This is a genomic window from Pseudomonas sp. EGD-AK9 (assembly GCF_000465935.2).
In the GTDB taxonomy this organism is placed as follows: Bacteria; Pseudomonadota; Gammaproteobacteria; order Pseudomonadales; family Pseudomonadaceae; genus Aquipseudomonas.
This window is the reverse complement of sequence record NZ_AVOF01000540.1, coordinates 1-17,662: the sequence shown is the minus strand read 5'-3', so window position 1 is coordinate 17,662 and position 17,662 is coordinate 1. Positions and strand designations below refer to the sequence as shown.

Sequence of the window (17,662 nt, the reverse complement as noted above, 5' to 3'; positions counted from 1 at the left end):
CAGGAGGAACCTTCGCGCGCCAGCTTCGACTCCATGGCCGGGGCTGCCCCGCAGGCGCCGACTCCGGCGGTGGCGCCGCGCACAGAGCGCACCGTGCAGGTTGAAGGTGGTCTCAAGCACACCAGTTACCTCAATCGTACCTTCACCTTCGACAACTTCGTCGAGGGCAAGTCCAACCAGTTGGCTCGCGCCGCGGCCTGGCAGGTGGCGGACAACCCCAAGCACGGCTATAACCCGCTGTTCCTCTATGGCGGCGTCGGCCTGGGCAAGACGCACCTGATGCACGCGGTGGGCAACCACCTGCTGGCGAAGAACCCCAACGCCAAGGTGGTCTACCTGCATTCCGAGCGCTTCGTCGCCGACATGGTCAAGGCGCTGCAGCTCAATGCGATCAACGAGTTCAAGCGCTTCTACCGTTCGGTGGACGCGCTGCTGATCGACGATATCCAGTTCTTCGCCAAGAAGGAGCGCTCCCAGGAGGAGTTCTTCCACACCTTCAACGCCCTGCTCGAAGGCGGCCAGCAGGTGATCCTTACCAGCGACCGCTACCCGAAGGAGATCGAGGGCCTGGAAGAACGCCTGAAGTCGCGCTTCGGCTGGGGCCTGACCGTGGCGGTGGAGCCGCCGGAGCTGGAAACCCGCGTGGCGATCCTGATGAAGAAGGCCGACCAGGCCAAGGTCGAACTGCCGCACGACGCGGCGTTCTTCATTGCCCAGCGCATCCGCTCCAACGTGCGCGAGCTGGAAGGTGCGCTGAAACGGGTGATCGCTCACTCGCACTTCATGGGCCGCGACATCACCATCGAGCTGATTCGCGAATCGCTCAAGGACCTGCTGGCCCTGCAGGACAAGCTGGTGAGCATCGACAATATCCAGCGCACCACCGCCGAGTACTACAAGATCAAGATCACCGATCTGCTCTCCAAGCGCCGCTCGCGCTCCATCGCCCGGCCGCGCCAGGTGGCCATGGCGTTGTCGAAGGAACTGACCAACCACAGCCTGCCGGAAATCGGCGTGGCCTTCGGCGGCCGCGATCACACCACGGTGTTGCACGCATGCCGTAAGATTGCTGAACTTAGGGGATCCGACGCGGACATCCGCGAGGACTACAAGAACCTGCTGCGCACCCTGACTACCTGATACCGCAGCTCCACGAGGCAAGGGACTAGACCATGCATTTCACCATTCAACGCGAAGCCCTGTTGAAACCCCTGCAACTGGTCGCCGGCGTCGTGGAACGCCGCCAGACCCTGCCGGTGTTGTCCAACGTCCTGCTGGTGGTTGAAGGCCAGCAGCTGTCGCTCACCGGTACCGATCTGGAAGTCGAACTGGTCGGCCGCGTCACCCTGGAAGAGGCCGCCGAACCAGGCGAGATCACCGTGCCGGCGCGCAAGCTGATGGACATCTGCAAGAGCCTGCCGTCCGACGCGCTGATCGACATCCGCGTCGACGAGCAGAAGCTGCTGGTCAAGGCCGGGCGCAGCCGCTTCAGCCTGTCCACCCTGCCGGCCAACGACTTTCCCACCGTCGAGGAAGGTCCGGGCTCGCTGACCTTCAACCTGCCGCAAGCCAAGCTGCGTCGCCTGATCGAGCGCACCAGCTTCGCCATGGCCCAACAGGACGTGCGTTACTACCTCAACGGCATGCTGCTGGAAGTACAGAGCGGTCTGCTGCGCGCGGTAGCCACCGACGGTCACCGCCTGGCCATGTGCTCGATGGAGGCGGCCATCCAGCAGGACGGCAAGCACCAGGTGATAGTGCCGCGCAAAGGTATTCTCGAGCTGGCCCGCCTGCTCACCGAGCAGGACGCCGAAGTCAGCATCGTCCTCGGTCAGCACCACATTCGCGCCAACACCGGCGAGTTCACCTTCACCTCCAAGCTGGTCGACGGCAAGTTCCCCGATTACGAGCGCGTGCTGCCGCGTGGCGGCGACAAGCTGGTGCTGGCCGATCGTCAGGGCCTGCGCGAAGCCTTCAGCCGTACCGCGATCCTGTCCAACGAGAAGTACCGCGGCATCCGCCTTACCCTGGCCGCCGGCCTGCTGAAAATCCAGGCCAACAACCCGGAGCAGGAAGAAGCCGAGGAAGAGATCGTCGTCGACTACAACGGCGCAAGCCTGGAGATCGGCTTCAACGTCAGCTACCTGCTCGACGTGCTGGGCGTAATGGGCACCGAGCAGGTGCGCCTGATCCTCTCCGACTCCAACAGCAGCGCCCTGCTGCAGGAAGCCGACAACGACGATTCCGCCTACGTCGTCATGCCGATGCGCCTGTGACCGAAGCCGCTAGATGTCGCTGACCCGCGTAACGGTCACCGCGGTGCGCAACCTGCACCCGGTGACCCTCTCCCCCTCCCCCCGCATCAACATCCTTCACGGCGCCAACGGCAGCGGCAAGACCAGTCTGCTGGAAGCCATCCATCTGCTCGGCCTGGCCCGCTCCTTTCGCAGCTCCCGTCTGCAGCCGGTGATCCATTACGAACAACCGGCCTGTACCGTGTTCGGTCAGGTACAGCTGGCCGAAGGCGGCAGCAGCAACCTGGGTATTTCCCGCGACCGCCAGGGCGAGCTGCAGATTCGCGTGGATGGACAGAATGCGCGCAGCGCAGCGCAGCTGGCCGATCTGCTGCCGTTGCAGCTGATCAACCCGGACAGTTTTCGTCTGCTCGAGGGGGCGCCGAAGATTCGCCGGCAGTTCCTCGATTGGGGCGTGTTCCACGTGGAACATCGCTTCCTCGGTGCCTGGCAGCGCCTGCAGAAGGCCCTGCGGCAGCGGAACTCGTGGCTGCGCCATGGTACACTTGACGGCGCTTCGCAGGCCGCGTGGGACCGTGAACTGTGCACAGCCAGCGCGGAGATCGACACCTATAGACGGGCCTATATCCAGGCACTGAAACCGGTATTCGAGCGTACCCTGGCAGAGCTGCTGCAACTCGAAGGGCTGACCCTGAGCTACTACCGCGGCTGGGACAAGGATCGTGAGCTGAGCGACGTGCTCGCCGCCTCCCTCCTCCGCGACCAGCAACTCGGGCATACCCAGGCAGGCCCCCAGCGCGCCGATCTGCGCTTGCGGCTGGCCGGGCATAACGCGGCGGAGATCCTTTCGCGAGGGCAACAGAAATTGGTGGTGTGCGCGTTGCGCATCGCCCAAGGCCACTTGGTCAACGAGGCCAAGCGCGGCCAATGTATCTATCTGGTCGACGACCTGCCGTCGGAACTGGATGAGCAGCACCGGTTGGCATTGTGCCGGTTGCTGGAAGATTTGCACTGCCAGGTGTTCATCACCTGTGTAGACCATGAATTGTTGAGGGACGGCTGGCAAACGGATACGCCGGTTGCCATGTTCCACGTGGAACATGGCCGTATCACCCAGACCCACGACCACCGGGAGTGAAGGCATGAGCGACAACCAAACGTACGACTCCAATAACATTAAGGTCCTCAAGGGCCTGGATGCCGTACGCAAGCGGCCTGGCATGTACATCGGCGATACCGACGATGGCAGCGGTCTGCACCACATGGTGTTCGAGGTGGTCGACAACTCCATCGACGAGGCCCTGGCCGGGCATTGCAGCGAGATCGTCATCACCATCCATCCGGATGAGTCGATCAGCGTGCGCGACAACGGCCGCGGCATTCCGGTGGATATCCACAAGGAAGAAGGTGTTTCCGCCGCCGAAGTGATCATGACCGTGCTGCACGCCGGCGGTAAGTTCGACGACAACAGCTACAAGGTCTCCGGCGGCCTGCATGGCGTGGGTGTTTCGGTGGTCAACGCGCTGTCCAAGGAACTGGTGCTGACCATCCGCCGCGGCGGCAAGATCTGGGAACAGACCTACGTGCATGGCGTGCCCCAGGCGCCGCTGGCCGCCGTTGGTGACACCGAAGGCACCGGCACGCAGATTCATTTCAAGCCCTCGGAAGAAACCTTCCACAATATCCACTTTAGCTGGGACATCCTGGCCAAGCGCCTGCGCGAACTGTCCTTCCTCAACTCCGGCGTCGGCATCCTGCTCAAGGACGAACGCAGCGGCAAGGAAGAACTGTTCAAGTACGAGGGCGGTCTGCGCGCCTTCGTCGAGTACCTCAACCACAACAAGACCACGGTCAACCAGGTGTTCCACTTCAACGTGCAGCGCGACGATGGCGTCGGCGTGGAAGTGGCCCTGCAGTGGAACGACAGCTTCAACGAGAACCTGTTGTGCTTCACCAACAACATTCCCCAACGCGACGGCGGCACCCACCTCGCCGGCTTCCGCTCGGCGCTGACGCGTAACCTCAACACCTATATCGAGCAGGAAGGCCTGGCCAAGAAGTTCAAGGTCAGCACCACCGGCGACGATGCCCGCGAAGGCCTGACCGCGATCATCTCGGTCAAGGTGCCGGACCCGAAATTCAGCTCGCAGACCAAGGACAAGCTGGTCTCCAGCGAAGTGAAGACCGCGGTCGAACAGGAAATGGGCAAGTACTTCGCCGACTTCCTGCTGGAAAACCCCAACGAAGCCAAGGCCGTGGTCGGCAAGATGATCGACGCTGCCCGCGCCCGCGAAGCCGCGCGCAAGGCCCGCGAGATGACCCGCCGCAAGGGCGCGCTGGATATTGCCGGGCTGCCCGGCAAGCTGGCCGACTGCCAGGAAAAGGACCCGGCGCTGTCCGAACTCTACATAGTGGAGGGTGACTCCGCGGGCGGTTCTGCCAAGCAGGGCCGCAACCGCAGGACCCAGGCGATCCTGCCGCTCAAGGGCAAGATCCTCAACGTGGAAAAAGCCCGCTTCGACAAGATGCTCTCCTCCCAGGAAGTCGGCACCCTGATCACCGCCCTCGGCTGCGGTATCGGGCGCGAGGAGTACAACATCGACAAGCTGCGTTACCACAACATCATCATCATGACCGACGCCGACGTCGACGGCTCGCACATCCGTACCCTGCTGCTGACCTTCTTCTTCCGCCAGCTGCCGGAGCTGATCGAGCGCGGCTACATCTACATCGCCCAGCCGCCGCTGTACAAGGTGAAGAAGGGCAAGCAGGAGCAGTACATCAAGGACGACGAGGCCATGGACGAATACATGACCCAGTCGGCCCTGGAAGACGCCAGCCTGCACGTCAACGAAGGCGCCCCAGGCCTGGCCGGCGAGGCGCTGGAGAAGCTGGTGGGCGAGTACCGTGGGGTGATGAAGACCCTCAATCGCCTATCGCGTCTGTACCCGATCGAGCTCACCGAGCACTTCGTCTACCTGCCGCGCGTCAGCGTCGAGCAACTGGCAGACCAGCGTGCCATGCAGGCCTGGCTGGGCCTGCTCGATGCTCGCCTGAAGGTCATGGAGAAGTCCGGTCTGGTGTACAAGACCAGCCTGCGCGAAGACCGCGAGCGCCACCTGTGGCTGCCCGAGGTGGAGCTGATCTCCCACGGCGTCTCCAGCTACATCACCTTCAACCGCGACTTCTTCGCCAGCAACGACTACCGCACGGTGACCGCGCTCGGCGAGCAGCTCAACAACCTGCTGGAAGACGGCGCCTACGTACAGCGCGGCGAGCGCAAGAAGCCGGTGACCAGCTTCAAGGAAGGCCTGGAATGGCTGATGAGCGAGAGCACCAAGCGCCACAGCATCCAGCGCTACAAGGGGCTCGGCGAGATGAACCCGGAGCAGCTGTGGGAAACCACCATGGACCCGGAAGTGCGCCGCATGCTCAAGGTAACCATCGAGGACGCCATCGCCGCCGACCAGATCTTCAACACCCTGATGGGCGATGCCGTGGAGCCGCGCCGCGACTTCATCGAGTCCAACGCCCTGGCGGTGTCCAACCTGGACTTCTGATCGGCAGCAAGATCAGGCCAAGCAGATGATTGGCCGCGTCGTAAACAGAAAGCCCCGGCTGAAAACAGCCGGGGCTTTCTGTTTTAAGTGCTGCCATTAACTGAGGATCAAGTTGAGCTGATCGTCGAGCGAGCAGGCGCGCCGGCCTCGGGAGTCCTTGTTCCGGACAACTTATGCCCGGTGGCGGTGATACCGCTTCAGAGAAAAATACCCGTAAAAATCAATGGGCTATAGGAAGATCTGGCGCCTTTCCTACAGTTCGCCCACAGCTTATCCACAGCGGACTAGTCAGGCCTGCTCGGCGAGGCTGGCCAGTTGCGGCGCGGCGCCGCGCAGTTCGGTCTGCCGTTCGCAGACCCAGGCGAAGGCGCGTTCGTTGAGTTCGGCGATGGCGCGCGGGCCCTCGCCTTCGGCGTGCATCGGTGCGCCGATGATCACCTGCACGGTGCCGGGGCGCTTGCCCCAGCCCTGCTTGGGCCAGAACTCGCCGGCATTGTGGGCGATGGGCAGCAGCGGCAGACCGGCGTTCACCGCCAGCGACGCGCCGCCGCGGGAGAACTTACCGATCTGGCCCGGCGGAATGCGCGTGCCCTCGGGGAAGATCAGCACCCAGGCGCCCTGCTTGAGGCGTTCGTCGCCCTGCTTGGCCAGCTGCTTGAGCGCCGCCTTGGGGTTGCTGCGGTCGATGGCGATGGGCTTGAGCAGGGCCATGGCCCAGCCGAAGAACGGCACGCGCAGCAGCTCGCGTTTGACCACCTGGGACAGCGGCTCGAACAGCGCGGAGAGGAAGAAGGTCTCCCAGGTGCTCTGGTGGTTGGCCAGGATCACGCAGGGCTGCGCGGGGATGTGCTCCAGGCCGCGCACCTGGTAGCGGATGCCGACCACCACCCTGGCCAGCCACACCGCGCAGCGGCACCAGTTCTGGATGACGAAGCGGTAGCGCCGACGGAACGGCAGGAAGGGCGCCGCCAGTACGCTGACGATGCACCAGAGAAAGGCGCTGGACGACAGGAGCAGGTAGAAGAGCGTGGTTCTGAGGGCCTGCGATATCGTCATGGAGCCTTGCACCTTATGAGAGCAGTTGATCGGCGACGGCCGCCAGATCATCGAATACCAGGGTTCCCGGCGGCAACGGTTTGGCCAGGGTACGTTCGCCCTTGCCGGTTTTCACCAGCACGGGCTGACAGTCGACGGCTTGCGCGGCCTGCAGGTCACCGCTGCTGTCGCCGACGAACCACACGCCTGCCAATGGCGTGCCGTAGTGCGCGGCAATGCCGTGCAGCAGGCCCGGTTTCGGCTTGCGGCAGGCGCAGCCGTCGTCCGGCCCGTGCGGGCAGTGGAGGATCAGGCCGAGGTCGCCGCCCTGCTCCGCCACCAGTTCGCGCAGGCGCGCGTGCATGGCTTCGAGGGTGGCCAGGTCGTAGTAGCCACGGGCGATGCCGGATTGGTTGGTGGCCACCGCCACGGTCCAGCCGGCGCGCGACAGGCGGGCGATGGCGGCGATGGACGAAGGGATCGGAATCCATTCGTCCAGGCTCTTGATATAGGCGTCGGAGTCCTGGTTGATGACGCCGTCGCGGTCGAGAATCAGCAACTTCATAGCTACAAGCTCCAAGGCGCAAGCTCCAAGTCAGGGCGGACAGCTTGCCGCTCGAAGCTTGGAGCTTGCCGCGGCTGGCGTCAGCCCAGCACCGAGATATCCGCCACGCCGAGGAACAGCCCGCGCAGGCGGGCCAGCAGGGCGTAGCGGTTGGCGCGTACCTTGGCGTCTTCGGCGTTGACCAGCACCGCCTCGAAGAAGGCGTCCACCGGCTCGCGCAGGCTGGCCAGCTGGCTCAGCGCCTGGCTGTACTGACGCGACGCGGCCAGCGGTTGCACGGCCTGGTCGGCCTGCTGGATCGCGGCGTTGAGGGCGAACTCGCTGGGGCTGTCGAAGTAGTGCGCCTCGACCTGGGCGGCGATGCCGCCTTCGGCCTTGCTCAGCAGGTTGGACACGCGCTTGTTCGCCGCGGCCAGGGCGGCGGCTTGCGGCAGGGCGCGGAACGCCTGCACGGCCTGCACGCGTTGGTCGAAGTCCAGCGGCGAGGTCGGGCCGACCGCGCGCACCGCCTGGTACACCGCGACCTCGACGCCTTCGTCCTCGTAGCGGGCGCGCAGGCGGTCGAAGATAAAGTCCTGCACCATAGCCGCGAGTTCGTCCAAGTTGGTTTGGGTGGTTTGGCCTCGTGCGGCGTTTTTGGCACAAGCCATAACCCATTCCATCTCCAGATTTATCTGGCCTTGATAGGTTTGGATGGAGTGCTTAATAGCCGCTGCCAGATCCAGATCCAGGTCCTTCTCGATCAGGATCCGCAGAATCCCCAGCGCCGCGCGACGCAGGGCGTAGGGGTCCTTGGAGCCGGTGGGCAGCATACCGATGCCGAAGATGCCGACCAGGGTGTCGAGCTTGTCGGCCACGGCCACGGCGGCACCGGTCAGGGTGCTCGGCAGTTCGGCGCCGGCACCACGCGGCATGTACTGCTCGTTCAGGGCCAGGGCGACGTCCTGCGGCTCACCGTCGTTGAGCGCGTAGTAGTAGCCGGCGATGCCCTGCATCTCGGGGAATTCGCCGACCATCTCGGTGGCCAGGTCGCACTTGGACAGCAGACCGGCACGGGCGGCGCGCGCCTCGTCGCCGCCGACTTCGCGGGCGATGAAACCGGCCAGCGCCGATACCCGCTGGGCCTTGTCGAACACCGAGCCGAGCTGGGCCTGGAACACCACGTTGGCCAGGCGCTGGTTGAAGCCTTCGAGCTTGTGCTTCTTGTCCTGCTTGAAGAAGAACTCGGCGTCGGTCAGGCGCGGACGCACGACTTTCTCGTTGCCCGAGACGATCTGCGCCGGATCCTTGCTTTCGATGTTCGCCACGGTGATAAAGCGCGGCAGCAGCTTGCCCTTGGCATCGAGCAGGCAGAAGTACTTCTGGTTGTCCTGCATGGTGCTGATCAGCGCCTCCTGCGGCACCTCGAGGAAGCGTTCCTCGAAGGAGCAGACCAGCGGCACCGGCCACTCGACCAGCGCGGTCACTTCGTCCAGCAGCGCCGGCGGCACGATGGCCGTGCCCTGCTCGGCGGCGGCCAGCTCGTCGACGCGGCGGGAGATGAGCTCGCGGCGCTCGGCGAAGTCGGCCAGCACATAGGCGCTGCGCAGGTCCTCGGCGTAGCTGGCCGGGCTGCCGATGCGCACCTCGCGGTTGGCGTGGAAGCGGTGGCCGCGGGACACGCGGCCGGCCTTCTGCGCGAGGATCTCGCAGTCGACCACGGCGTCGCCGAACAGCATCACCAGCCACTGGGTGGGACGGACGAACTCGTCGCGGCGATCGGCCCAGCGCATGCGTTTGGGGATCGGCAGGTCGTTCAGCGAATCCTGCACTATGGTCGGCAGCAGCTGCACCGCCGGCTGGCCGGGGATGTGCTGGGCGAAGCGCAGTTTCGCGCCGCTGCGGTCGATCTCGGCCAGGTCGACGCCGCACTTCTTGGCGAAGCCCAGGGCGGCCTGGGTCGGCTTGCCTTCGGCGTCGAAGGCGGCCTGGATCGGCGGGCCGTCGAGGTTCATGCTGCGGTCAGGCTGCTGGCTGGCGAGTTGCTCGACCAGTACCGCCAGGCGCCGCGGCGCGGCATAGACGCGGCTGGAGGCGTAGTCCAGGCCGGCGGCCTTGAGGCCTTTCTCGATGCCGGCGAGGAAGGCCTCGCCGAGGCTCTTCAGGGCTTTCGGCGGCAGCTCTTCGGTGCCCAGTTCGACCAGAAAATCTTGTGCACTCATGCTTGCGCCTCCAGCTTGGCCAGTACTTCGTCACGCAGTTCGGCGCTGGCCATGGGGAAGCCGAGGCGGGCGCGCGCCTGCAGGTAGCTCTGCGCTACCGCACGGGCCAGGGTGCGCACGCGCAGGATGTACTGCTGACGCGCGGTCACCGAGATGGCGCGGCGGGCGTCGAGCAGGTTGAAGGTGTGCGAGGCCTTGAGCACCATCTCGTAGGTCGGCAGCGGCAGCTGCAGCTCGATCAGGCGATTGGCTTCGCTCTCGTAGAAATCGAACAGCTCGAACAGCTTGTCGACGTTGGCGTGCTCGAAGTTGTAGGTGGACTGCTCCACCTCGTTCTGGTGGAACACGTCGCCGTAGGTCACGGTGCCGAACGGGCCGTCGGTCCAGATCAGGTCGTAGACCGAGTCGACGCCCTGCAGGTACATGGCCAGGCGCTCCAGGCCATAGGTGATCTCGCCGGTCACCGGGTAGCACTCGATGCCACCAACCTGCTGGAAGTAGGTGAACTGGGTGACTTCCATGCCGTTGAGCCAGATTTCCCAGCCCAGGCCCCAGGCGCCGAGCGTCGGCGATTCCCAGTTGTCCTCGACGAAGCGGATGTCGTGCACCAGCGGGTCGATGCCGATGGCCTGCAGCGAGCCGAGGTACAGCTCCTGGAAGTTCTCCGGGTTGGGTTTCAAGACCACCTGGAACTGGTAGTAATGCTGCAGGCGGTTGGGGTTCTCGCCGTAGCGGCCGTCGGCCGGACGGCGCGAGGGCTGCACGTAGGCGGCGTTCCAGGTCTCGGGACCGACGGCGCGCAGAAAGGTGGCGGTGTGGAAGGTCCCGGCGCCCACTTCCATGTCGTAGGGCTGCAGCACCACGCAGCCCTGCTCGGCCCAGTAGTTCTGCAGGGCCAGGATCAGGTCCTGGAAGGTGCGCACGGCAGGCTTGGTCTGGCTCACGAAAAATTCACCTGTTGAGGCTGCGACGGAAAGCCGGGGAGTATATCGAAACTGGGCGCAGCCCGCAGGATCAGGCGCGCCCGGCTTCGCGAGACTGTATTTATATCCAGCTGTTTTACCGCTATAGTCCGAGCCATCTCCCGCGACCGAGGCCGAGACCATGCCCCGCTGCTTCTGGTGTACCGATGATCCGCTGTACCAGGCCTACCACGATGAGGAATGGGGCGTGCCGCAGCGCGAGCCGCGCGCGCTGTTCGAGATGCTGCTGCTCGAAGGGGCCCAGGCCGGGCTGTCGTGGATCACCGTGCTGAAGAAGCGCGAGCGCTATCGTCAGGTGCTGCACGGCTTCGAGCCCGAACGCCTGGCGCGGCTGAGTGACGAGGAAATCGAGGCGCTGATGCAGGAGCCCGGCATCATCCGCAACCGCCTCAAGCTCAAGGCCGTGCGGCAGAACGCCCAGGCCTGGCTGAAGCTGGAGGATCCGGTGACCTGGCTCTGGTCCTTCGTCGGCGGCGCGCCGAAGATCAACCATTTCAGCGACCGCAGCCAGATGCTGGCGGTGACGCCCGAGGCCGAGGCGATGAGCAAGGCGTTGCGCAAGGCGGGCTTCAACTTCGTCGGGCCGACCATCTGCTATGCCTTCATGCAGGCCACGGGCATGGTGATGGACCACACCACCGACTGCGACCGTTACCCCGCGTTGAGCGGTTCGGCGGCGACGGCCTGAAGGCCGCAGCGGCCACAGATCGCATCCGGGCTACGTGATCTGACCATGGCGGGTACAATGCCGGCTTTTCATGCAACCCCTGGAGTCATTCGTGGAAGCATTCAAAGGCCGGCTGGTGGTCGGCTTTCTCCGTCTGTTCGCCCTGCTGCCCTGGCGCGCCGTGCAAGCGGTGGGCAATGCCATCGGCTGGCTGATGTGGAAATTGCCCAACGGCTCGCGCGACGTGGTGCGCATCAACCTGAGCAAGTGCTTTCCCGAGCTGAATCAGGCCGAACTGGATCGTCTGGTCGGGCAGAGCCTCAAGGACATCGGCAAGACCCTCACCGAAAGCGCCTGTGCCTGGATCTGGCCGGCGCAGAAGTCGCTCAAGCTGATCCGCCAAGTGGAAGGCCTGGAGGTGCTGCAGCAGGCGCTGGCCTCGGGCAAGGGCGTGGTCGGCATCACCAGCCACCTGGGCAACTGGGAAGTGCTCAACCACTTCTACTGCAACCAGTGCAAACCGATCATCTTCTACCGTCCGCCCAAGCTCAAGGCCGTCGACGAGCTGCTGCAGCAGCAGCGCGTGCAGATGGGCAACCGCGTGGCGCCCTCGACCAAGGAGGGCATCCTCAGCGTCATCAAGGAAGTGCGTAAAGGCGGCGCCGTGGGCATTCCCGCCGATCCCGAGCCGAGCCGTTCCGCCGGCGTTTTCGTGCCCTTTCTCGGCACCACCGCGCTGACCAGCAAGTTCGTCCCCGGCATGCTCGCCGGCGGCAAGGCGGTCGGCGTGTTCCTGCATGCGCTGCGCCTGCCGGACGGCAGCGGCTACAAGGTGATCCTCGAAGCGGCACCCGAAGGCATGTACAGCGAGAACGTGGAAGAAGGCGTGGCGGCCATGAGCGAAGTGGTGTCGCGCTACGTGCGCAACTACCCGAGTCAGTACATGTGGAGCATGAAACGCTTCAAGAAACGTCCGGACGGCGAGGCCAAGTGGTACTGAAGCAAGGCGCCGCGATGGCGCCTTTTTTCCGCCAATCCTTGGGATTTGCCGACGTTTTACTTTATTAAAGGCGGCATCCTCCGCGCCGAATGGAAGCCCCGCCATGTCGAATCAGCGTCACCAGGTACGCACCCCGATCAGGTGCCGGATCAAGATCTGCCACCCCAGCTTCGGCGAACTGGTGGCGCAGACCCGCGACCTGTCCGACAGCGGCGTCTACGTGCGGCATCCGCAGATGGCAGCGCTGAGCGTCGGCGATCGGGTCAGCGGCCAGGTGCAGGACCTGCCGATCGAGGCACCGGTGCTGCAGATGGAGGTGGTGCGGGTGGATGCCGAAGGGGCCGGGCTGCGCTTTATGCAGGCCTGAGCGCTGTACAAGAAATGACCGCCCATCCGCCGCGGGTTAAAAAGTTACCCTGCGAGTCAGGAAATCGCTAGAATGCTGGCCGCCGCGCCAGGTCGCGGCCCGACCATGGGTTCCCTCACCCCATCGCACTCAAAAAGGATCGACATGCACAGCCTCACCCCTTCGGCCCGCCGTGCGGCGCTGGCCGTTCTGATCGCCTTCCATATCCTGATCATCATCGCCAGCAACTACCTGGTGCAGCTGCCCATGAGCCTGTTCGGCTGGCAGACCACCTGGGGCGCGTTCAGCTTTCCCTTTATCTTCCTCGCCACCGACCTGACCGTGCGCCTGCTCGGCAAGGGCCCGGCGCGCCAGGTGATCGCCCGGGTGATGCTGCCGGCGCTGCTGGCGTCCTACGTGGTCTCGGTGCTGTTCCACGAGGCGCGCTTCGCCGGTTTCGCCGCCCTCGGCGAGTTCAACTCCTTCGTCTTCCGCATCGCCCTGGCCAGCTTCCTCGCCTATGTGCTGGGGCAGCTGCTGGATATTCAGGTGTTCGACCGCCTGCGCCAGCTGCGCCAGTGGTGGGTGGCGCCGGCCGCCTCGACCCTGCTGGGCAACCTGCTGGACACCTACGCCTTCTTCTCCATCGCCTTCTGGCGCAGCGGCGACGCCTTCATGGCCGCCAACTGGGTGGAGATCGCCACGGTGGACTATGCGATCAAGCTGGCGATCAGCCTGATTCTGTTCGTACCGCTGTACGGCATGCTGCTCGGCGCCATCGGCCGGCTGCTGCCGCGGGAGCGGGCAGTGGCCTGATCAAGCCACCTGAACCACGTTGAAGATCTCCATCGGGCCGTTGTCGAAACCGCCCATGCTGCGGGTGCGCAGATCCACGCGAACGACGCTGATGTCCTTGGGCGAAGCGCCCTTGGACCAGTCGACGAAGACGACGCTGTTGGAGTAGAAGTCGTAGGACGGCACCGGCACCTTCCAGCGTCCCCATACGTCCCCTTTCCAGCCCCGCCCGGACCAGTCGGTGTCGGCAGTCGAGCCAGACTGCTGCGCCAGATGGGCGACGAATACCCGCCCATCGGTGCTGCCGACCACGATCTGACAGCCGCTGAACGGGCCGCTCGCCGACCAAGTCTCGCCGGCCTCGGCGATGCCGTAGGCGGCGCGGGTCTCGACGTAATGCACCCACATGCCGGGCGGGCTTCCGATGCCGGCTGACAAGGTGAGGATGCCGTTGCCGTCGGTGCCCAGGTTTGCCTGACTACGACAGGAGATAGCGCCTGTGCCGCCGGTATTCGGTGCGCGCAGGGTAACGGCCAGTTGGCCATTCTTGGCGGCGACAAGACCGGAGAAGCTGGGTTTCATCGGTCGACTCCCATGCGAGGGCGAAGGGCGAAGCAAGGCTTCGCCTCAGGCTAGCTCAGGAGCGGCGGGCTGTCAGGGGTGGGCCTTGTCCAGCTTGCGCAGAAACACCGTCATTTCCTTTTCCGCCTGCTTGTCGCCCTTGGCTTGCGCGGCGGCGATGCCCTGTTGCCAGGCCTGGCGCGCGCCGTCGGTGTCGGCGCCGGCCTGCAGGGCCTTGCCCAGCAGCTTCCAGGCCGCCGAATAAGCCGGATCGAACTCGACGCAGCGGCGCAGGTGTTCGGCAGCCAGGGCGGCGTTGCCGGCATCCAGATGGCCCTTGCCCAGGCCGAAGCGCAGCAGGGCGTTGTCGGTGCCTTTGGCCAGCAGTTTTTCCAGCGTCTCGGTGCTCATCTCGGATCCTGCGTTGTCGCCCGGATTGGCCGGGTTCAAAAGAACGTCAGGCCGGCCTGGAACAGGCGCTCGACGTCGCGGATGTATTTCTTGTCGACCAGGAACAGGATCACGTGGTCGCCGGACTCGATCACCGTGTCGTCGTGGGCGATCAGCACTTCCTCGTCGCGGATGATGGCGCCGATGGTGGTGCTCGGCGGCAGGGCGATGTCCTCGATCATGCGGCCGATCACCTTGCTCGACTTGGCGTCGCCGTGGGCGATCACCTCCAGTGCCTCGGCCGCGCCGCGGCGCAGGCTGTGCACGCTTTCGATATCGCCGCGGCGCACGTGGGTCAGCAATGTGCCGATGGTCGCCAGCTGCGGGCTGATGGCGATGTCGATCTCGCCGCCCTGCACCAGGTCGACGTAGGCCGGGTTGTTGATGATGGTCATCACCTTGCGCGCGCCGAGGCGCTTGGCCAGCAAGGACGACATGATGTTGGCCTCGTCGTCGTTGGTAAGGGCGAGGAAGATGTCGGCGTCGTTGATGTTCTCTTCCACCAGCAGGTCGCGGTCCGAGGCGCTGCCTTGCAGCACTATGGTGCTGTCGAGGGCTTCGGACAGGTAGCGGCAGCGCGCCGGGTTCATCTCGATGATCTTCACCTGGTAGCGGCTCTCGATGGCCTCGGCCAGGCGTTCGCCGATATGCCCGCCGCCGGCGATCACCACCTTCTTGTAGCTGTCCTCGAGGCGGCGCATCTCGCTCATCACCGCGCGGATGTGCGCCTTGGCGGCGATAAAGAACACCTCGTCGTCGGCTTCGATCACTGTGTCGCCCTGCGGCATGATCGGCCGGTTGCGGCGGAAGATCGCCGCCACCCGGGTGTCGACGTTGGGCATGTGCTGGCGCAGCTGGCGCAGCTGCTGGCCGACCAGCGGGCCGCCGTAGTAGGCCTTGACCGCCACCAGCTGCGCCTTGCCCTCGGCGAAGTCGATCACCTGCAGGGCGCCGGGGTGTTCGATCAGGCGCTTGATGTAGTTGGTCACCACCTGCTCGGGGCTGATCAGCACGTCGACCGGGATCGCCTCGTTGTCGAACAGGCCGCTGCGGGTCAGGTAGGCCGCCTCGCGCACCCGGGCGATCTTGGTCGGGGTGTGGAACAGGGTGTAGGCCACCTGGCAGGCGATCATGTTGACTTCGTCGCTGTTGGTCACCGCCACCAGCATGTCGGCATCGTCGGCACCGGCCTGACGCAGCACGGTGGGGAAGGAACCCTTGCCCTGCACGGTGCGGATATCCAGGCGGTCGCCCAGGTCGCGCAGGCGGTCGCCGTCGGTGTCGACCACGGTGATGTCGTTGGCCTCGCTGGCCAGGTGTTCCGCCAGGGTGCCGCCGACCTGGCCGGCGCCGAGAATAATGATCTTCACTGATGGGCTCCGTTAGCCGCGCGCGGGCGCGGCAGTCTTGATCAGCTTGGCATAGTAGAAGCCGTCGTGGCCGTCCAGCTGCGGCAGCAACTGGCGACCCTGTGGCGATTGCAGGCCGAAGTCGCCGGCGATGGTCACTTCCTGCGCATCCGGGGTGCGGGCGAGGAAGGCGGCGACGGTTTCGCTGTTCTCGGTCGGCAGCACCGAGCAGGTGGCGTAGAGCAGCACGCCGCCCGGCGCCAGCGTCGGCCACAGGGCGTCGAGCAGCTCGCCCTGCAGCTGGGCCAGGGCGGGGATGTCCTCGGGCTGGCGGGTCAGCTTGATATCCGGATGGCGGCGGATCACCCCGGTGGCCGAACAGGGCGCATCGAGGAGGATGCGCTGGAACGGCGTGCCGTCCCACCAGGCGGCGGTGTCGCGGCCGTCGGCGGCGATCAGGGTGGCATCGAGCTGCAGACGTTCGAGGTTCTCGCGCACGCGCGCCAGGCGCTTGGCCTCCAGGTCCACGGCCACCACTTCGCGCAAGGCCGGCTCGACCTCCAGCAGGTGACAGGTCTTGCCGCCGGGCGCGGCGCAGGCGTCCAGCACCCGTTGGCCGGGGGCCAGCTCGAGCAGCTCGGCGGCCAGCTGCGCAGCCTCGTCCTGCACGCTGACGCGGCCTTGCTTGAAGCCGGGCAGCGTGGTCACGTCGCAGGGCTGCAGCAGGCGCACGCCGTCGCGGCTGAAGGTGCAGGGTTCGGCTGCAAGGCCTGCACTGCGTAGCTCTTCGAGATAGGCGTCGCGGCTGCCGTGGCGGCGATTGACCCGCAGGATCAGCGGCGGGGGGGGGTTATTGGCGGCGCAGATGGCTTGCCAGTGCTCGGGCCAGTGCGCCTTGAGCGCCTTCTGCAGCCAGCGCGGGTGGGCGGTGTGCAGCACCGGGTCGCGCTCCAGTTCGGCGAACAGCGCCTCGTGCTCGCGCTGGGCGCGGCGCAGCACGGCGTTGAGCAGGCCCTTGGCCCAGGGTTTTTTCAGCGCGCCGGCGCAGCCGACCGTTTCGCCGATGGCGGCGTGCGCCGGGATGCGGCTGTGCAGCAGCTGGTAGAGGCCGATCAGCAGCAGGGCTTCCACGTCCTTGTCGGCGGCCTTGAAGGGCTTGTCCAGCAGCCTGTCGGCCAGCAGCTGCAGGCGCGGCTGCCAGCGCGCGGCACCGAAGGCCAGGTCCTGGGCCAGGGCGCGGTCGTGGTGTTCGACCTTGTCCAGTTGCGGCGGCAGGCTGCTGCCCAGCGAGGCCTTGCCGGACAGTACGGCGGTCAGGGCGCGGGCGGCGGCCAGGCGTGGGTTCATTGACCGAGCACCAGGCCGGCGGCGAACTGCTCGCGGCGGCTGTTGTAGAGGTCGGCGAAAGCCAGCGGTTTGCCGCCGGGCAGCTGCACACGAGTCAGGCGCAGCGCGCCCTCGCCGCAGGCCACGGTCAGGCCGCGCTTGTCGGCGGCGAGGATGCTGCCGGGCGCGCCGCTGCCCTCGCCTATCTCCGCTGCGTGGACTTTCAGGGTATCGCCCGCCAGCGTGGTATGGCAGATCGGCCAGGGATGGAAGGCACGCACCAGGCGCTCCAGTTCCACGGCCGGACGACTGAAGTCGAGGCGCGCCTCATCCTTGTTCAGCTTGTGCGCGTAGTTGGCCTGGGCATCGTCCTGCACTTCGCCGACCAGGGTGCCGGCGGCCAGGCCGGCGATGGCGGTGAGCACGGCCTGCGGACCGAGCTGGGCAAGGCGGTCGTGCAGGCTGCCGCCAGTATCCTCAGCACTGATCGGCGTGCTGACCTTGAGCAGCATCGGCCCGGTGTCCAGGCCGGCTTCCATCTGCATCACGGTGACGCCGCTCTCGCCGTC

At 65.6% G+C, this 17,662-nt stretch carries 17 protein-coding genes; 8 read left to right on the top strand and 9 right to left on the bottom strand.

All coding sequences use genetic code 11. The features are described from left to right. The 4 genes from dnaA to gyrB form a co-directional block, all read left to right on the top strand. The coding region (gene dnaA, locus N878_RS20300) for a chromosomal replication initiator protein DnaA (protein WP_021445376.1) at positions 1-1,140 on the top strand (1,140 nt) is incomplete at its 5' end. A 32-nt stretch (positions 1,141-1,172) separates the two neighbouring features. Then, on the top strand, positions 1,173-2,276 hold the full coding sequence (gene dnaN, locus N878_RS20295; RefSeq protein WP_021445375.1) for a DNA polymerase III subunit beta: 1,104 nt from the start codon (positions 1,173-1,175) through the stop codon (positions 2,274-2,276). Between the two features lie 13 nt (positions 2,277-2,289). Beyond that, positions 2,290-3,393, top strand: coding sequence for a DNA replication/repair protein RecF (recF, locus tag N878_RS20290; RefSeq protein WP_021445374.1), 1,104 nt, complete (start codon positions 2,290-2,292; stop codon positions 3,391-3,393). Between the two features lie 4 nt (positions 3,394-3,397). Then, a complete protein-coding gene (gene gyrB, locus N878_RS20285; RefSeq protein ID WP_021445373.1) occupies positions 3,398-5,815 on the top strand; it encodes a DNA topoisomerase (ATP-hydrolyzing) subunit B in 2,418 nt (805 codons plus the stop codon). Between the two features lie 288 nt (positions 5,816-6,103). Here the strand turns inward: gyrB and N878_RS20280 are convergent, their stop codons facing one another. The 4 genes from N878_RS20280 to glyQ all read right to left on the bottom strand — a co-directional run bounded on the left by N878_RS20280 (position 6,104) and on the right by glyQ (position 10,560). Continuing rightward, positions 6,104-6,871 carry a 1-acyl-sn-glycerol-3-phosphate acyltransferase gene (locus N878_RS20280; RefSeq protein ID WP_021445372.1) on the bottom strand — a complete coding sequence of 256 codons (768 nt, stop codon included), beginning with the start codon at positions 6,869-6,871 and terminating at the stop codon, positions 6,104-6,106. Between the two features lie 13 nt (positions 6,872-6,884). Continuing rightward, the gene (gene gmhB, locus N878_RS20275; protein WP_021445371.1) at positions 6,885-7,415 is read right to left on the bottom strand and encodes a D-glycero-beta-D-manno-heptose 1,7-bisphosphate 7-phosphatase; all 531 of its coding nucleotides are present in this window, start codon (positions 7,413-7,415) and stop codon (positions 6,885-6,887) included. Between the two features lie 80 nt (positions 7,416-7,495). After that, positions 7,496-9,616, bottom strand: coding sequence for a glycine--tRNA ligase subunit beta (gene glyS, locus N878_RS20270; RefSeq protein ID WP_021445370.1), 2,121 nt, complete (start codon positions 9,614-9,616; stop codon positions 7,496-7,498). Then, positions 9,613-10,560 (bottom strand): glycine--tRNA ligase subunit alpha, encoded by a 948-nt coding sequence (gene glyQ / locus N878_RS20265; RefSeq protein WP_021445369.1) that lies wholly within the window; start codon positions 10,558-10,560, stop codon positions 9,613-9,615. The genes glyS and glyQ overlap by 4 nt, the downstream gene beginning before the upstream one ends. Before the next feature lie 160 nt (positions 10,561-10,720). On the opposite strand from glyQ, the gene N878_RS20260 reads away from it, so the two are divergent. The 4 genes from N878_RS20260 to N878_RS20245 all read left to right on the top strand — a co-directional run bounded on the left by N878_RS20260 (position 10,721) and on the right by N878_RS20245 (position 13,428). Next, positions 10,721-11,287, top strand: coding sequence for a DNA-3-methyladenine glycosylase I (locus N878_RS20260; RefSeq protein ID WP_021445368.1), 567 nt, complete (start codon positions 10,721-10,723; stop codon positions 11,285-11,287). A 91-nt stretch (positions 11,288-11,378) separates the two neighbouring features. Beyond that, positions 11,379-12,266, top strand: a complete 888-nt coding sequence (locus N878_RS20255; RefSeq protein WP_021445367.1) for a lysophospholipid acyltransferase — start codon at positions 11,379-11,381, stop codon at positions 12,264-12,266. A gap of 103 nt (positions 12,267-12,369) precedes the next feature. Beyond that, positions 12,370-12,633, top strand: a complete 264-nt coding sequence (locus tag N878_RS20250; RefSeq protein WP_021445366.1) for a PilZ domain-containing protein — start codon at positions 12,370-12,372, stop codon at positions 12,631-12,633. Between the two features lie 144 nt (positions 12,634-12,777). Further along, entirely contained in the window at positions 12,778-13,428 is a 651-nt protein-coding gene (locus tag N878_RS20245) for a 7-cyano-7-deazaguanine/7-aminomethyl-7-deazaguanine transporter (RefSeq protein ID WP_021445365.1), read from the top strand. On the opposite strand, the gene N878_RS20240 is transcribed toward N878_RS20245, so the two are convergent. The 5 genes from N878_RS20240 to N878_RS20220 all read right to left on the bottom strand — a co-directional run. Beyond that, positions 13,429-13,989, bottom strand: coding sequence for a hypothetical protein (locus N878_RS20240; protein WP_021445364.1), 561 nt, complete (start codon positions 13,987-13,989; stop codon positions 13,429-13,431). 72 nt (positions 13,990-14,061) lie between these two features. Beyond that, the gene (locus tag N878_RS20235; protein ID WP_021445363.1) at positions 14,062-14,379 is read right to left on the bottom strand and encodes a hypothetical protein; all 318 of its coding nucleotides are present in this window, start codon (positions 14,377-14,379) and stop codon (positions 14,062-14,064) included. Between the two features lie 35 nt (positions 14,380-14,414). Continuing rightward, on the bottom strand, positions 14,415-15,788 hold the full coding sequence (gene trkA, locus N878_RS20230; protein ID WP_021445362.1) for a Trk system potassium transporter TrkA: 1,374 nt from the start codon (positions 15,786-15,788) through the stop codon (positions 14,415-14,417). Positions 15,789-15,800: 12 nt separating this feature from the next. Next, on the bottom strand, positions 15,801-17,114 hold the full coding sequence (rsmB, locus tag N878_RS20225; RefSeq protein WP_021445361.1) for a 16S rRNA (cytosine(967)-C(5))-methyltransferase RsmB: 1,314 nt from the start codon (positions 17,112-17,114) through the stop codon (positions 15,801-15,803). Then, positions 17,111-17,662, bottom strand: a 552-nt coding sequence (locus N878_RS20220; protein ID WP_021445360.1) for a methionyl-tRNA formyltransferase, incomplete at its 5' end; no start/stop codon positions are given. The genes rsmB and N878_RS20220, both read right to left, overlap by 4 nt.

What these genes read in the sequence shown, in the direction of transcription:
- N878_RS20240 (WP_021445364.1), bottom strand. Translation starts at nt 13,989, where the DNA reads ATGAAACCCAGCTTCTCCGGTCTTGTCGCCGCCAAGAATGGCCAACTG.
- rsmB (WP_021445361.1), bottom strand. Translation starts at nt 17,114, where the DNA reads ATGAACCCACGCCTGGCCGCCGCCCGCGCCCTGACCGCCGTACTGTCC.
- recF (WP_021445374.1), top strand. Translation starts at nt 2,290, where the DNA reads ATGTCGCTGACCCGCGTAACGGTCACCGCGGTGCGCAACCTGCACCCG.
- N878_RS20280 (WP_021445372.1), bottom strand. Translation starts at nt 6,871, where the DNA reads ATGACGATATCGCAGGCCCTCAGAACCACGCTCTTCTACCTGCTCCTG.
- gmhB (WP_021445371.1), bottom strand. Translation starts at nt 7,415, where the DNA reads ATGAAGTTGCTGATTCTCGACCGCGACGGCGTCATCAACCAGGACTCC.
- N878_RS20235 (WP_021445363.1), bottom strand. Translation starts at nt 14,379, where the DNA reads ATGAGCACCGAGACGCTGGAAAAACTGCTGGCCAAAGGCACCGACAAC.
- N878_RS20250 (WP_021445366.1), top strand. Translation starts at nt 12,370, where the DNA reads ATGTCGAATCAGCGTCACCAGGTACGCACCCCGATCAGGTGCCGGATC.
- dnaN (WP_021445375.1), top strand. Translation starts at nt 1,173, where the DNA reads ATGCATTTCACCATTCAACGCGAAGCCCTGTTGAAACCCCTGCAACTG.
- N878_RS20260 (WP_021445368.1), top strand. Translation starts at nt 10,721, where the DNA reads ATGCCCCGCTGCTTCTGGTGTACCGATGATCCGCTGTACCAGGCCTAC.
- N878_RS20245 (WP_021445365.1), top strand. Translation starts at nt 12,778, where the DNA reads ATGCACAGCCTCACCCCTTCGGCCCGCCGTGCGGCGCTGGCCGTTCTG.
- gyrB (WP_021445373.1), top strand. Translation starts at nt 3,398, where the DNA reads ATGAGCGACAACCAAACGTACGACTCCAATAACATTAAGGTCCTCAAG.
- glyS (WP_021445370.1), bottom strand. Translation starts at nt 9,616, where the DNA reads ATGAGTGCACAAGATTTTCTGGTCGAACTGGGCACCGAAGAGCTGCCG.